Source organism: Enterococcus viikkiensis (assembly GCF_005405345.1).
GTDB classification, from domain to species: domain Bacteria; phylum Bacillota; class Bacilli; order Lactobacillales; family Enterococcaceae; genus Enterococcus_A; species Enterococcus_A viikkiensis.
Genome location: NZ_BJDW01000012.1, coordinates 33,028 through 47,951, shown reverse-complemented (window position 1 = coordinate 47,951; position 14,924 = coordinate 33,028). Strand labels below are relative to the sequence as shown.

Here is a 14,924-nt window from a genome sequence, read left to right as displayed (position 1 = left end):
CAAGGAAAATTTATTTTTAGTTTTCAGACTCATCCGATTCGTTTTTTGTTGCTGCTTGTATTTTTCCTTGCGCAAGGATCTCTACTCGGGTTTGTATTTCTTCATACAGGGCCATAACAGAATGACGCGATTCACTGATTTCTTCCGAGATTTCTCTGGCTTGCTCATTGATTAGCGCTAATTCTTTTTTCGCCTCTCCAATAATCCGATGAGCATCCATTTTTGATTTTTCTACCATCCGATTCGCTTGCTTCCGAGCGGAAATCAAGACTTCGCCGATTTCCAGCTGAGTAGCGACCGCCTCTTGTTTCAGCTCCGCATTCTCTGCTTCAAAATAAGCTAATTGTTCCTTCAACTCAGAAACTTCTTCTAATTGATCCTCATTGGCTTGACCGTCTTGTCCTGCTACAATCTGTTCAATCATTTGATCCTTCTCTAGGATTACCTGGTCCAATTGGGAATAGTGTTCTTCCTTTTCATTGATTTCAGCTAGTAAGTCTTCGATTTGTTCCTCCAATTGTTTAACCTTCTCCAATCGTTGAACCTCTTCATCCTTTTGCTGAGATACTAAAGCTTTATGTTCTTCGTGAATGTCTTCCAACTCCTGTTCTACGGTGGCTAAATGTTCAACCGAGGCTGTTAATTGTTTGTTTTCGTCTAAGGTCTCATCCAACTGCTGCCTCAGCTCTTCTAGTTCCTGCGAATTTTTTAATCGCTTAATCTCTTGGCGTGCCCGTTGGATCTCCGTTTCCAAATCTTGGATTTGACGGCGATTTTGAGCTTTTTCTTCACCCATTCTTAAAACTGATTGACGATAATTTTCATTTTCCTTGGTTAATTGCTGGTTCTGGACAGTCATTTCCTTTTTGTATTTCTGCAAGACCTGTTCCTTTTCGAAAATCAAACGTTTCAATTCTTTGATTTCTTCTATCTGCTTGTCTGGCGAGTCACTGACCGTATTGTCTGCGACCATCTTTAATGTCGGTGCCGCTTTTGCAGAGTCTTCTTTTTCCACTTTCTCCTTCGGAACGGCATTGATCTCATCAATGATATTTTTATTAAAAAACCATCCGTTCTTTTTTTGTTGTGCTACCATTCATATCCCTTCTTTCCTTTAATCTTCTTGAATAATTGAAAATTGAGCTTCTTCATTCTCACGAGAGAAAGTACAACTATACTCCGGTTTTTGCTTGTCTCCCTCACGAACATTTAGCTGGAAGGCAATCTGTGTCAAATTAGACACTCCCTCCGCTTCCTTGGCAAAAGCCTTCACATTTTCTATGATCTGCTTACGATTATCTTCACTGGTCAAATCACTAGCTAGAGCGATATTCAACGTTTGCGTCGGAATATCTAAGACGATCAAGATCGTCGGTAATCCAAAATAGGGACTGAGTTTACTCGATAGATCGCTTTCCAGCGCATATTGCTTCTCACGGCTCTCATCGGTAAATAAGTCGTCCCATGAATCATCTTGCAAACCAATCCCCGCTTCCGGATAGGCTTTGACTGGAATCTTATTGATGAACTTTTTCTGTTCCTTCTTCATCAGATTGAGATCGTCTTTTAAAAGATTGTTTTGTTCATTCATGGTATACAGCTGATCTTGGACTTTAAAATTACTGTAAGTATTCAGCAACCACCCAACCGCGAGGAAGAAGATGATGAACAACAGCGCGGAAACGTGTTTTGTTTGTTCGATCTGCCGGACATATTCTAATTTCTGCTGAAAAGAAGGATCCGCGTTTCTTGGTGGCTTGACTCCTTGCAAACGAATGTTAATGATCATTCGGTAAAACCACACAAGGAGGACTAAAATAATCAGTCCTATGCAAATCCAATTAATGATTATCATATTCTTCTCCTTCTGTCCTTATTTTTCCGACTTTGCTAGGCGAACGACCGGAAGACGAAATTGAACCGTTCCTTCGATTGCCTTTTGTTGGACAAAGCCAAATGTTCGACTATCTTTTGAGACGTCAACATGATCGCCAATTACAAAGTAGACGTCTTCAGGAATTTTATTCAACATTTGAAATTCTTCTGCAACAGTGGGTGCTAATTGAAAGCTACTAGTGGTTTCAAAATCATCCTGTTCACCGATATTTAAAACCATCCGTCCATTACGGACAAACATGCTGTCTCCAGGTAGGCCAATCACACGTTTGACAAACATTCCCTTCTCCTTGATGACTGAAAAAGCAACAATATCGTAACGTTGGACCGGCGTTCTTTTTTGTACGATAACCATGTCCTTTTCGGTCAAAGTCGGCACCATCGATGTTCCTGAAATCGTATGAATGCTAAGATTTTTTTTTAATTGCCCATTAATGACAAATAGTATCGATACAAATAGCGCCACTAAGATCAAAACCGTCAACATTGCGGCCTTCCTATCTTCCCGTGGATCTGTATGTCCTTGACTTGGACGAATATTTGCCATTCGTGCTGGCACCCCCTTATTTTGCTTTGATGTAGGTAACAAGGTCGGATTTTGCTAGGTTCGCATCGATCACCCGATACGAAATAACTGTACCTCCGTAGACATTTCCTTCTGAGATCAAGATCCCTTCCGGTTTGACCGCTTCGACAAAGGCCACGTGTCCATAGCGTGCATCAGAGCCCGCGACGCCTGGTTTGAAGGAGATCAGCCAGCCGGCCTTTGGTTCGCGGCTCACTTCATAACCTAAAGCCTTGCCCTTCGTTCCCCATTCTCCGCCATTGCCCATGAAATCATCGACACTCTTGCCTAACTGCTTCACGCGGTTAAAGGCATACCACGTGCATTGACCGACAGGATACGATCCTGAAGTATTGTAATTGACGCCGTTGTAATCTGGGTAACACATCACTGAACGATACGCTTCTGGAATTTCTTCTTTGCCTTTAATGAAGACACCAGCTGTTTGATTGACCTTTACACGATCATACTGAGTCAAATTGTAAACCGCGATGATCGAATTCAATTTACGACCATAAGAAATATCGGTGGCATATGTTCCAGTCAAAGCATTGGTCGTCCGTAAATAATTCTTCGCTGTAGAACGCCATGTTTTTTGATAATAACCAGCATTGCCACTGATTCCACCACGCAATAGTTGAACATAATCACCTAATGAAGCGGCGTAGTTGGGATATTTACGAAAGGCGGCATTGATTGAGTACAGTGCGCCATTACCACGATCTTCTTGAGTTGCCATCGAAACAGCTTGTCCTTGATAAGTGCCCTTTACGCCAAACAAATTATGATTTGGCGGTAACGAAAGACTGCTAGTTCCTGAACCACTTTCTAACAACGCTTGCGCGATCATCACCGAAGCGAATACATCATATTCTTGGCCCAGTTGACGAGCGTCTTCAGCGATCTTAGCAATGAAATTCTTCGCGCCTTCGTTTTCAGTGAAATTGATTGAAGCCGGATACTCTGCTAACACTTCATTTCCGTATTCGGTCAAAGTAACCGCCGGTAACGACTGTACTAAAATATCTTCATCTAAATCCAACGGTTGCAGAATGACTTGACGCTGCTTTGTCTTTCCAGCTGAATCGTTGCCTACTTCCTTATCGTCGGAAAGCTTTGCCGCATCGGTATCTTTTTCTGCTTGCGCGACTTCGACATCACCTACTGTTAAGTAGTACTCCTCACCGATATAAATCCCGACTAATTCATTTTTTTCCTTTTTCTTTTGATACAGCAAACTTCCAATGTTGATCTCTTCCTTCACTTGTTCTGGCGTACCGGAAAGTTCGATTCCGAAGAGATTATGATAAAGCTCGGTGGCTAATTGCTCGGGGCTAAAGTTATTCGCTTGTTCGATTCCTAATTTTTTTATTCCGTCATAAACCAAGGCCCCGTGGGCTTGGTCCTTGAAGCTGGATAGCAATGGTAATTCAAACCCTTTCAAATCTGACTGTGCAACTTCCGACGTTTTCAACCCACTTGGCAGGTCCAACGTACTTGATTGTGAAAAGGCCTCTGGCACGACTGGCGTAAAAGCAGAACTCGCTTGGGCACTGGCTGAATTCGTTTTAGGCGGTGTTCCTTGTGGTGCGGCTGGTACTATCGGCTGCTTTGGCTCTTCATAGCTAGAAGGAGGTGGACTGCTTGGCTGTGTCCAACTAGAACTGCTATCGCTTGGCTGCGTGCCACCAGAAGTGGATCCTCCACTTGAAGAGGTACTAGTATCAGACGTTGGATTCGTCGCACTTTGATCGGTAGAACTTTGATCGGTAGAACTTTGACTCGTCGAACTGTCGCTGATTGAACTATCACTGGTTGAGGTCTCATTGGTGGAGGTGTCTTCAGATGTACTAGTGGTCGTTGGTGATTCTTCTGTACTATTTTCGGTTGGCGCCGTCGTTTCGGTCATCGATACTTCTTCTGATGTTGTTGGCACTTCGACCGAGAACCCTGGCGTGGATTCTTCAGGTATCTCGACTGGTATTTCCGTAGCGGGGACTTCGACCGTTGGTGTCTCTGCTACGGAAACCTCTGGCACTGGCGGAGCGATTGTCGAACTCTCAGGAACCGTTGTTTCAATCACTGGCTCTTGCAGCAAGTCATCCGCTTTCAAAACTCCGTTTCGTAAACTCGCCACTCCCCAGCAAACCATAATCAACCCACAAATCCCCATAACGATCTTTTTCATAAATATTTCCCCTTCTTTCTCTTTTTAAATCAAGTAAACCAATTTTTACTTTAAGAGCAACCAATGACTGTCGTTGTAAAAAAAATCAAGGATGCTGTCAGTAATCCGCATCCTTGATTCATTCTTCAATAATGATGCATTCACATCTAAAAAAACGACTGCCAATCATTCCCCCACCGCTCACAAACAAGATTTAAATAAGTAGCTTAAGTCACACTATTTTACTGATTCATGGCATTCCCCTAAGACAACTGTGATTGAACCCCCATTCAATCACTCCTCTGCTGAAAATAGTAAAATTACAATGACCATATCTTTTATGTCATTTAACTTGTTTGTTTTCTATGAACTTTATTTGCTAGCATTTTCGCCAACGAATACATTCATTTCCTTTCAACATAAAATTGCGAATAAAAGACTTTTCAAAGCACTTTAGCATTGGTTACACCATTATTCTACCCGCATTTATAAGGAAAGTCTCAGCCATTTTTTCAATATAAAATTTAATTTTTGAATAAAAATGAGTACTATCAACCGTTGTATCCGTCATCCTATTTGATGCTGCTCAAATTTCCATAAAAATAAAATCAAATGACTAGTTCAAAACTACTGAATTCTTTTTTTTGTTTTTCTATTTCGTTTTTGATTCAAGACGAGTGATTTTTTTTATTTCAAAATAAAAAAAGTTGAGGATAACGTTGCTCACGTCGTCCTCAACACTTCTGTTAACGAATTGCAGATTTCTTTTTGATCAATTGTGGGATCATGGTATGCTCCTGCAATAATTCTGCCAACTCTAATAAATTTTTCACACACAGATCTGCGCCCTGCTGATAAAATCTATCCGCGGTCTGCTGATTCAAATGAGCCATTTCGTCTTTTGATAATTGTTTGTATTCGTCAAAGGAAAGACCCATCACCGAACTACCTTCCGTCACCGCGATACTTAAAACCCCAGCATTTTTCCCTTCTTGGATGTCTGAGAAGGTATCGCCGACTTTGATTACTTCTCGCACTGAACGATTTTGGAAATGACGCATATTCTGATAGATCATGTAAGGATACGGCCGTCCGAGTGATCCAACCTCATCTGGTGTGACTAAATAATCGGGATGATAGCCTTCGACTTTGGCTGTCTCTGCTACGACCGTCATCATCGCTCGAGTGTACCCGGTGGTTGTCCCAATATTAAAGCCCAGCTGTTTAATCTTTCTGATCGCCTGTTTTGTTTCCGGCTTCAACTGACTGTGCTCTGCTAGATCCGCAAAGAGGTATTTCTCAAAATCTTGATAAATCGACAGAGCCGCTGCTTCATTACTGGCTTTACCAAATTGTTCCAGCCATTGCTGCTTCACTGTCTCTAATGCTAACAGCTGCTTGATATGGTCCAGCTTCAACATTCCCATGGGTTTACGAATTTCTTCATAAGAAAGAGTGATCCCTTTGTTCTCAAAAGCCCTTTTAAAGGCTTGAACTGGGGCCATACAACCAAAGTCAACCGTCGTACCAGCCCAATCTAAAATAATTGTTTTAACTGACATAGGCTACCTCCGAATAATGTTCAATTATTTCAACTAAGCGGTCGATATCCTCTGGATAAATCTCGCCAATATTGCCAATACGAAAACATTCCTGTGAACTGATCTTACCTGGATAGATTACAAAGCCATGCTCCTTCAAAAACGCATAGAACTGATCAAATTTAAAGTTTCCCCTTTTCGGATAATAAAACGAAGTAATGAAGGGGCCTTGATGTTCTTTAATAAAGGGATAATAGCCAATCTCAGACATTTTTTGCCGCAGCAGTCGATTGTTCGTCAAGTAGCGGACATACCGCTGATAGATGCCGCCTTCTTTCTCCAGTTCAATCAACGCTTGATAAAAGGCTAGCACCGTGTGAGTTGGCGAAGTGAAACGCCATTTTCCATCCTTTTCCATGACTTTATATTGATCATACAGATCTAAAGACAACGTCCGAGCATAGGTTTGCCGCTGTTCTAATTCTTTTCGCTTAGCAATCACAAAAGAAAAGCCTGGCACGCCTTGAATGCATTTATTTGCGCTAGAGATCAGAAAATCAATTCCCAATCCTGAAACATCGATGGGGATACCGCCAAAGCTGGACATCGCATCAACAATAAAAAGTAACTGTTGCTCCTTGGCTAACTGAGCGATTTCCGCTAACTCATTCAAAATACCTGACGTCGTCTCACTATGAACCATCGCTAGCGCTGTGATCGTCGGATTGGCTTTGATGAGCTTTGCGATGTCCGCCGCTAAAGGAATCGCGTTCTCTGCCACTTCGTAAACGGTATAGTTCAGTTGATAGCGTTCGCTCATGGCGACGATCCGTTGACCGTACGCCCCATTGGCACAAATCAACAAATGATCTGTCGGCTTAATCATCGAGCTAAGCACCGATTCCACACCGAAGGAACCGCTACCTTGCATCAAAACCGTCGTGTATTCCTGCTCTGAGACGCCGGCTAAAATCAACAGCTTCTGCCGAATCTCTTGTGTAATCGTTTTGTATTCTTGATCCCATGTACACTGATCCGTCAGCATCGCTTGCTTGACAGTCGCCGTAGTCGTCAATGGACCCGGCGTCAATAATTTGTATTCCATGTTGTGCTCCTCACTTAATCCACTAGTTTTTGATGATGCTCTAATAATTCCGCCGTCAATTCTTCAGGGAAGACTTTTTGTTCTTTCGCAAGGGCGCGGCTGTTAACTTTTTCCCCTTCGTATAAAGCGCTGGGATAAATTTCTAATAAATCCTTCCGACCCTTTTTCAAAATCACGTCCAGCATTTTTTCCGCTTCAGGGTTCGTACTTTTACCTTTGTCAATTACCGCTAACGACTCGGTCAATGTATAGGTGCCTTCTGAAGGCTCCACGAAATCGATAGGCAAACCATCCGTCTTGTCTTTGACCGCTTGGTGACGTAGACCGAAGCCCAGCGCGACTTCTCCTAAACGAACCTTTTTGATGGGACCTGAGCCTGAGCTTTCTAAATGGTCGCCAGTATTTTTATAAATAGCTTTTAAAATCGTCTTTGCTTCATCCTTGCCGTAAGTATCAACTAACGCTTGGAATAACAGCCATGCCGTAGACGATTGCTTAATGTCGGAGATTGATAGAACGCCTTTATATTGCGGGTCCGCTAAATCTTTTAAACTTTTCGGGATCGGTAAATGCAATTCCTTCATTTTGTCAGTGTTGTAAAAGATCGTACCTTCTTGCACAGTGAAGGGCGCGGCGTAGTCCGGAATTTTCGCTAAAGGTTTGACCGGTAACTTTTCTTCCTTGAACATTTTTTCCTTTTGCTGCGCACTATTCAAATAGAAGGTACTCATCGTTACTAGGTCCGCTTCGATATTTTTGCCTTCTGCCAACAGCTTTCCGCCTAGCTCTGAAGTCCCAAAAGATTGCAGGACGTACTTACCTTTATAGCCGTTATCGTCTAAAACTTTTTTCATTACTGCTACTGGCTCCTCATCCGCATTCGTATAGATCGTTACCTTGTCATTCGCGGCGTTGCTTTTGCTGCAAGCTCCTAATAACAACAAGGTAAAGATACAGCCTAGTAAGACGATTAATTTGTTTTTCATTCATCCTTCTCCTTCTTTATACGTGTTTTTTCTCAATCGAATGTTTTTTCCCTAGATTCGTTAAAAAACTTGGAAGCGTCGTTTGCTTCGCTAATTGCATCAATCCTTGTACGCTTAAATTAATGACTAGTAAAAACAGTGACAGCATGAAGATATCGTTAAACCGGCCAAAATGCTGAAGCTCCTTCAGCTTGGCGGTAATAACCATTGTGTTGGCGCTAGTCAAGAAAATTACCGCGCTGATAGTGACCATTGAATTGAAGAAATAGTAAGAAAAAATATCAATGATCGTGATTTTAGAATTCGGGATCAAGATTCGCCAAACTGTTTTGATCCAGCTGTCTCCCATTAATTTCGCGGTGTTCTCCCAATTCAAATTCATTTTTTGCAAGGCTTCCTTCGCCATTTGATACGGCGTAGAAAAATAATGAATGACCGTAACGATGACTAAGATCAGCAACGTATTATGCAGCGGAGTGTCGCTAAACAGTAATAAGAAGGCGACCCCTAAAACCATGCCTGGAATCGAGTTAGTGATCGTCGCGATGCTGTCGATCACTTGATTGACCTTATACAAGTTCCGCTCCCGTGAAGTCAGGATCGCTGCGAAATATGCGATCACCGTTCCAACCAACGCGGTCAATAACGCCATCATCAAAGAATTTCTCAAAGTAGAAACGAGACTGTCGTCTTGAATAAAGCGAGCGAAATTAGTAACGGTCGGCTGCAACTCATAAGGCCAATTCGTGACCATTGGAATAATCAGCAAGACTGCGAACACGCCTAAGATAAATAAGGAGACGCTTAAAAACAGCAATCGGAAAAGCCAATCTCTGACTGGATTTTTTTTCAGCACAATCGGTCGTGGTTTTTCGTATCGTACGACCTTCTTTTGCAAATGATTCAAAATCAAAATACTTACGATCGATGGCAAAAGCATCGTCAACGCTACCAGTGAACCAAATTGAAAATTCGGGATCGTTCCCATAAAGCCTTCATATAATAGAGTCGTGATAAAAGGTGTCTGTCCGCCTACCGCACTGGGAATCCCAAAATCCGTGAAGGACATGAAAAACCCTTGTAAAAAAGCCACCGCCAAAACCCGAGCCAAAGGAGTCAAAATCGTCTTGACTAAAGACCGATGCCATGCGTCCCCCATCAAACGAGAAACGATGAACAGCTGCGTATCTATATATTTCATGGAATTATTAATCAAAATGAAGATTGGTGGCAAAGTATAAATGATAAAACCTAATAAAATGCCGATGGATCCATAGATGGGAAACAGCTCCTGTTTGAAAATTTTGCTCCACAATCCTTGACTTCCAAAGGCATAAATAAGAACAAAGCCATAAGTAATCGTTGGTAGCAACATCGGAAAATGCAAGATGCTCTAATTCAGCTTTAAAAACTTGCGATTGATCTGCGTAAAATTATTGCCGTAAGCTAAGAGAAATCCTAGCAAAGTCGAACAGCTGGTCGCAATTAAGGAATAGCTCAAGCTATTACTAAAGGAGGCTCGCCACTTAGGACTAAAAACGTCAATGTTTTTCCCGCCGACCTCAGGAAAAGCAGTCAAAACGATCTGCACTAATGGCCACGCTATAAATAAAATGAAAAATCCTAAGACCAACCAGCTGCTGAAACGTTTCAAGGAAAAAAACCTACTCATGTAGCCACCAGCTTCATGGACGCTTGAAAAATCTGTTGGATGTTCCGTTGCTTGATTGCTAATTGATTGACGATGAATTCTTCCACAAAATGGCAAGAAGCCGCACTCATAATCTCCACTGGTGAGCTGCACTGGGCGATCTTTCCTTCATCTAACACGACGATCTTGTCGGACATCGTCAATGCTTCTTCCGGATCATGGGTGACGATGATGATGGTTAAATGCAGCTTGCGGGCAATTTCTTGGATTTTTTCCTTGATGGATTCCTTGATCACCCCATCCAATGCGCTCAATGGTTCATCTAACAGCAGCAGCTGCGGCTTCATCACTAATGTTCGGCCTAACGCTACCCGCTGTTTTTGACCACCTGACAATTGATGGATTGGTTTGTCTAAATGTTTTTCTAAGTTCAGCAGCTGAATCAATTCCGCTACCTCGTCACTAGAAGAACGATCCTTTTGATTTTTTAAGCCGTAGATCAGATTTTGATACGCGGTTAAATGAGGAAACAGCGCGTAATCTTGAAAAACGATATTGAAAGGCCGTTTCTCCATTAACGTATGAGTGATTTCTTTATCATTAAAATAAATTTTTCCCGCTGTCGGTTCTTCTACTCCTAAGATCAAATTCAACAATGTCGTTTTGCCCGAACCGGATTGCCCTAAAATAGAGACAATCTCGCCAGCTGCGATCTCTAAGTTGATATCTTCCAGCACCGTCGTTTCTTGGAATTGCTTGTAGATTTTTTCGAGTTTCAGCACAATTGTTCTCTCCTTTTTTTATCTTGAAGGGGCGTTCTTCCCAAGAGTCCTTCTTTATTTTTGATTGCTAGTTGTGTCCTCCACACCTAGCAAAGTATGTTAAGTGATTGCCCGCCTCTTAAAAAAGTATAGCGGCGCATTGTTAAGGCTCGAACAACTTCATGCAAAGATAAAATAAAGATTGTTATGGTTGTGTAAAGATTGAGGAAAATAATTCAACCTTTAATCGTTGCACCCGCAACGGTTTTCTTTTATACTGATTCTGGTTCAAAGGAAGGATGAGAGGAAGAAAATGGATTCTTTTATGCAAATGGTCAATCGCCTCGCGCGACTTTCAGCCTTGTATCGTGAAAAGGAATTTAAAAAATTAGGCTTGGGAGAAATGCATCACGCCTATATTTTAACGATTTGCCATCGGCCGGGGATTTCCCAAGAAGAGCTGGCTTGTCGTATCTTTGTAAATAAAAGCAACGTCGCTCGCCAGTTGGCGCAGCTAGAACAAAAGGGCTTTATCACTCGCAAAAGTGATCCGACAGACGCCCGACGCTTACAAATTTTTCCCACTGAAAAAGCACAGGAGATCAAAGAGGAGATTCGCCACATCTTAGCCGACTGGAATCAGACACTATTGGCAGAAGTCCCCGCTGAACGACAGACTGAGCTATTGGCGGACGTAGAGACGATCATGACAACTGCGGAAGCACGCATTTGTAGTAAGGAGCAAAAATGAAATTAATTTTAAACTATTTGCGACCCTATCGTTCACAAGTGACGATCGGTGTGATTATTAAATTTTTAGGAACAATGATGGAACTGGTCCTCCCGTGGACGCTGGCCTATATTTTAGACCACGTGATTCCACAAAAAGATCCCCATAAAATCCTTTTGTGGGGCGGTGTCATGCTATTGGCCTCCGCCTTTGCTTTATGGGCGAATATCATTGCCAACCGCATGGTCTCAAAAACGGCGAAGAACACGACCAAGCATATTCGCGATGACCTATTCAAAAAAATTAGTTATTTAGATACGACTCAAATTGAAGAAGTCAGCGTCTCCTCGTTAGTCTCGCGAGTCACGACAGATTCTTACAATATTCATTTAACACTGGGGGTCATGCTGCGGATGGGCATTCGCGCACCGATCCTGTTGATTGGTGGAATTTTGATTACCACCACCTTAGACCCGGTGTTGACACTGGTCTTAGTCGCGGTGATGCCGATCATCTTCGTGGTGGTCACACATATTTCTAAAAAAGGGGTCCCGCTATTTAGTAAATTGCAAACAAAGGTCGATCAACTCGTGCTGACGGTGCGGGAAAACGTGACTGGTTCACGCGTCATCAAAGCGCTATCGAAAGAAGCGTATGAACGGAATCGTTTTGAACAAGTCAATCAATCATTAGTAAATGCGGAGACGAAAGCCAATGTGACGTTGGCTGCTTCACCGGCATTATTGGATTTATTTTTAAATCTAGGCTTGACCCTCGTAATCGTCGTCAGCGCCTACCGCGTCAATGCAGGACTGACACAACCCGGGGTAATCGTCGCTTTCTTGACGTATTTCACGATCATTTTGAATGCGATGCTGTCAATCACGCGAATTTTTGTTTTGTATTCTCGAGGACTGGCTTCAGCCAAACGAATCAACGATGTCCTGCGGAAAAAACCAACCTTGGTTCCCGGCACTTTGGAACAACGCAACGAAAGCGAAACAAAATTACGCTTCGATCACGTGACCTTCGCCTATCCCGACGCTGCAACTGCGATTGAAGATATTTCCTTCAATCTAGCATCCGGCGAAACATTAGGGATCATGGGGGCTACTGGCAGCGGGAAAACCACCATCGCCAGTCTGATCTTGCGTTTGTATGACCGAACCTCTGGACAGATTCTTTTAGACGGTCAAGACATCAAGCATTATTCCTTAGACGCGCTGCATCAAAAAATCGGCGCGGTCTTACAAAAGGATGTACTATTTGCCGATACGATCCGTGAAAATATTTTATTCGGTCGAGCTTTTTCAGAAGTACAAGTCCAGCAAGCAATAGACGATGCGCAGGCACGAGAATTTATTGATAAATTAGCGGACGGTTTGGATTACCCCTCAGAAGCCAAAGGACAAAATCTCAGCGGTGGCCAGAAACAACGAGTACTCTTAGCTCGTGCGTTGATTGGTCAGCCGGATCTCTTGATCTTAGATGATTCCTCTAGCGCGTTGGACTATCATACGGATGCGAATTTAAGAAAAGCCCTGCGAACCCATTTTGCAGCGACCACCAAAATTTTGATTGCTCAACGGATCAGCTCGATCCAACATGCAGACAAAATCCTTCTTTTAAAAAAAGGAAAAATGATCGGTTACGGCAGTCATGAAGAACTGCTAGCTGAGAATGCAACTTATCAAACGATCTACCACGGTCAGATTGGAGGGGCAAGCATTGGAGAATAGTTCACGTAAAGGTACCCTGCTGCGATTGTGGGGCTACTTGTATCAATTCAAATGGCTTTTACTTTTAGCAGTGCTATTAACCATCGCCAGTAATTTATTTGCTTTAGTCGGCCCTTTGCTTTCCGGCTATGCCATCGATGCAATCCAGATTGGAAAAGGACAAGTCGCCTTCCAGAAAGTCTTCTTTTACTGTGCCTGGATGGTGGGCTTTTACTTAGCCTCAGCGATTTTAAGCTACGGTATCAGCCGCTTAATGATTTATTTGAGTCAAAAAATCGCCTTTCGGTTACGGAAAGATTTATTTAACAAAATCGTTTCACTGCCAGTCGGCTATTTCGATCAGCATCAAACGGGGGATATCGTCAGCCGCATGAGCTATGATATCGACACGATCAATACCTCACTAGCCAGCGACTCCGTCCAAGTGTTAAGCAGTTTGGTCACCGTCATCGGTTCTTTTGTAATGATGATGGTGATTTCGCCAATAATGGTAACGATCTTCCTAGTCACCGTGCCAGCATCGATTTTGCTAACACGCTTTTTGACCAGTAAATTTCAGCCGCTGTTTCGCAAACGTTCCGCTAAGCTGGGGGAATTAAACGGTCTAACCGAAGAACTTTTATCCGGTGAACAAACAACGAAAGTCTATCATCAAGAAGAAACCATGATCAAGCGCTTCGCTACTAAAAATGACGAAGCCATGACCGCCTATTACAATGCCGAATATTATGGCAGTATGACCGGACCTTCCGTCAACTTCATCAACAATGTCTCCTTGTCATTGATCAGTATCTTAGGCGCGTTCCTCTTCCTATTTGGGCATCTCACATTAGGGAAACTTTCGTCCTTTGTGCTGTATTCACGGAAATTCTCTGGCCCAATCAACGAACTGGCAAATATTTTCAGTGACTTGCAATCATCGATCGCTGCTGCTGAACGTATTTTCAAATTATTAGATGAAGAACCTGAAGTCCAGGATGTACCTGAGGCTTACGTCTTCAATCAGGTGAAGGGTGCTGTTCGCTTCGATCATGTCTCCTTCAGCTATCAGCAAGCGCAACCGGTAATCAACGATCTATCCTTTGACATCGCTCCCGGCAGCATGGTCGCCATCGTAGGGCCCACCGGTGCAGGCAAGACGACGATCGTCAATCTATTAATGCGTTTTTACGATCCAAATAGTGGCGCGATTTATTTAGATGGCCAAAACATCAAAGAAGCAACCCGCGAAAGTCTGCGGAAGCAATACGCGATGGTCTTGCAAGACACGTGGCTCTTTACTGGAACAATTTTTGAAAATCTAACCTATGGCAATGAAGCCGCCACGATGGAAGACGTTGTTTCCGCTACGAAGGCCGCTCACATCCACGATTTTATTACTCAACTGCCTAAAGGCTATGACACGATCATGACCGAAGACGGTTTGGCAATTTCTCAAGGTCAAAAACAATTACTGACGATTGCCCGAGCGATGCTGCTAAATGCGGAGCTGTTGATTTTAGATGAGGCGACTTCCAATGTCGATACCCAAACCGAACTGTTGATCCAAGCAGCAATGGGCCGTTTGATGGTGGATAAGACTTCCTTCATCATCGCCCACCGGCTCTCAACGATTCGTGAAGCCGACTTGATCTTAGTCGTCAATAACGGCAACATCGTCGAACAAGGGACTCATGAAGAACTCTTAGCAAAAAAAGACAACTACTATCAGCTCCATCAAGCCCAATTTGAACATTAAAAAAAGACGTTTACCAAAAGTTGGTAAACGTCTTTCTATTTTTTA

13 protein-coding genes are annotated in these 14,924 nt (G+C 42.9%); 3 read left to right on the top strand and 10 right to left on the bottom strand.

The genetic code is table 11. The features are described 5' to 3' along the window. Window positions 1-16: 16 nt before the first annotated feature. From FFM67_RS07830 to FFM67_RS07790, 10 genes are all read right to left on the bottom strand, one after another. Window positions 17-1,096, bottom strand: coding sequence for a coiled-coil domain-containing protein (locus tag FFM67_RS07830; protein WP_137614021.1), 1,080 nt, complete (start codon window positions 1,094-1,096; stop codon window positions 17-19). Window positions 1,097-1,114: 18 nt separating this feature from the next. Then, window positions 1,115-1,789, bottom strand: coding sequence for a hypothetical protein (locus tag FFM67_RS07825; protein WP_246042959.1), 675 nt, complete (start codon window positions 1,787-1,789; stop codon window positions 1,115-1,117). A gap of 84 nt (window positions 1,790-1,873) precedes the next feature. After that, window positions 1,874-2,443, bottom strand: a complete 570-nt coding sequence (lepB, locus tag FFM67_RS07820) for a signal peptidase I (RefSeq protein WP_137614019.1) — start codon at window positions 2,441-2,443, stop codon at window positions 1,874-1,876. A 16-nt stretch (window positions 2,444-2,459) separates the two neighbouring features. Next, window positions 2,460-4,649: a glucosaminidase domain-containing protein gene (locus FFM67_RS07815; RefSeq protein WP_137614018.1), complete on the bottom strand. Its 2,190-nt coding sequence runs from the start codon at window positions 4,647-4,649 to the stop codon at window positions 2,460-2,462. Between the two features lie 725 nt (window positions 4,650-5,374). After that, window positions 5,375-6,190 (bottom strand): phosphonoacetaldehyde hydrolase, encoded by an 816-nt coding sequence (phnX, locus tag FFM67_RS07810; RefSeq protein ID WP_137614017.1) that lies wholly within the window; start codon window positions 6,188-6,190, stop codon window positions 5,375-5,377. Beyond that, window positions 6,180-7,274 (bottom strand): 2-aminoethylphosphonate--pyruvate transaminase, encoded by a 1,095-nt coding sequence (gene phnW / locus FFM67_RS07805; protein ID WP_137614016.1) that lies wholly within the window; start codon window positions 7,272-7,274, stop codon window positions 6,180-6,182. The genes phnX and phnW overlap by 11 nt, the downstream gene beginning before the upstream one ends. Window positions 7,275-7,288: 14 nt before the next feature. Then, complete coding sequence (locus tag FFM67_RS07800; protein WP_137614015.1) at window positions 7,289-8,260, bottom strand: extracellular solute-binding protein; 972 nt, start codon at window positions 8,258-8,260, stop codon at window positions 7,289-7,291. Between the two features lie 16 nt (window positions 8,261-8,276). Next, complete coding sequence (locus tag FFM67_RS07795) at window positions 8,277-9,635, bottom strand: ABC transporter permease subunit (RefSeq protein WP_246042961.1); 1,359 nt, start codon at window positions 9,633-9,635, stop codon at window positions 8,277-8,279. 18 nt (window positions 9,636-9,653) lie between these two features. Next, window positions 9,654-9,932 (bottom strand): hypothetical protein, encoded by a 279-nt coding sequence (locus FFM67_RS12415; protein WP_246042958.1) that lies wholly within the window; start codon window positions 9,930-9,932, stop codon window positions 9,654-9,656. Further along, the gene (locus FFM67_RS07790; protein ID WP_137614014.1) at window positions 9,929-10,693 is read right to left on the bottom strand and encodes an ABC transporter ATP-binding protein; all 765 of its coding nucleotides are present in this window, start codon (window positions 10,691-10,693) and stop codon (window positions 9,929-9,931) included. The genes FFM67_RS12415 and FFM67_RS07790 overlap by 4 nt, the downstream gene beginning before the upstream one ends. A 292-nt stretch (window positions 10,694-10,985) precedes the next feature. Here FFM67_RS07790 and FFM67_RS07785 point away from each other — a divergent pair, with 292 nt between their 5' ends. Genes FFM67_RS07785 through FFM67_RS07775 form a run of 3 tightly spaced genes read left to right on the top strand, consistent with a single transcriptional unit; the run spans window position 10,986 to window position 14,879 of the window. Beyond that, window positions 10,986-11,423, top strand: a complete 438-nt coding sequence (locus FFM67_RS07785) for a MarR family winged helix-turn-helix transcriptional regulator (protein WP_137614013.1) — start codon at window positions 10,986-10,988, stop codon at window positions 11,421-11,423. After that, window positions 11,420-13,141: an ABC transporter ATP-binding protein gene (locus tag FFM67_RS07780; protein ID WP_137614012.1), complete on the top strand. Its 1,722-nt coding sequence runs from the start codon at window positions 11,420-11,422 to the stop codon at window positions 13,139-13,141. The genes FFM67_RS07785 and FFM67_RS07780 overlap by 4 nt, the downstream gene beginning before the upstream one ends. Next, window positions 13,131-14,879, top strand: coding sequence for an ABC transporter ATP-binding protein (locus tag FFM67_RS07775; protein ID WP_137614011.1), 1,749 nt, complete (start codon window positions 13,131-13,133; stop codon window positions 14,877-14,879). Before FFM67_RS07780 ends, FFM67_RS07775 begins: the two co-directional genes overlap by 11 nt. The last annotated feature ends 45 nt before the right edge of the window (window positions 14,880-14,924 follow it).

What these genes read in the sequence shown, in the direction of transcription:
- FFM67_RS07815 (WP_137614018.1), bottom strand. Translation starts at nt 4,649, where the DNA reads ATGAAAAAGATCGTTATGGGGATTTGTGGGTTGATTATGGTTTGCTGG.
- FFM67_RS07795 (WP_246042961.1), bottom strand. Translation starts at nt 9,635, where the DNA reads ATGTTGCTACCAACGATTACTTATGGCTTTGTTCTTATTTATGCCTTT.
- FFM67_RS07800 (WP_137614015.1), bottom strand. Translation starts at nt 8,260, where the DNA reads ATGAAAAACAAATTAATCGTCTTACTAGGCTGTATCTTTACCTTGTTG.
- FFM67_RS07785 (WP_137614013.1), top strand. Translation starts at nt 10,986, where the DNA reads ATGGATTCTTTTATGCAAATGGTCAATCGCCTCGCGCGACTTTCAGCC.
- FFM67_RS07780 (WP_137614012.1), top strand. Translation starts at nt 11,420, where the DNA reads ATGAAATTAATTTTAAACTATTTGCGACCCTATCGTTCACAAGTGACG.
- phnW (WP_137614016.1), bottom strand. Translation starts at nt 7,274, where the DNA reads ATGGAATACAAATTATTGACGCCGGGTCCATTGACGACTACGGCGACT.
- phnX (WP_137614017.1), bottom strand. Translation starts at nt 6,190, where the DNA reads ATGTCAGTTAAAACAATTATTTTAGATTGGGCTGGTACGACGGTTGAC.
- FFM67_RS07825 (WP_246042959.1), bottom strand. Translation starts at nt 1,789, where the DNA reads ATGATCATTAACATTCGTTTGCAAGGAGTCAAGCCACCAAGAAACGCG.
- FFM67_RS07830 (WP_137614021.1), bottom strand. Translation starts at nt 1,096, where the DNA reads ATGGTAGCACAACAAAAAAAGAACGGATGGTTTTTTAATAAAAATATC.
- lepB (WP_137614019.1), bottom strand. Translation starts at nt 2,443, where the DNA reads ATGGCAAATATTCGTCCAAGTCAAGGACATACAGATCCACGGGAAGAT.
- FFM67_RS12415 (WP_246042958.1), bottom strand. Translation starts at nt 9,932, where the DNA reads ATGAGTAGGTTTTTTTCCTTGAAACGTTTCAGCAGCTGGTTGGTCTTA.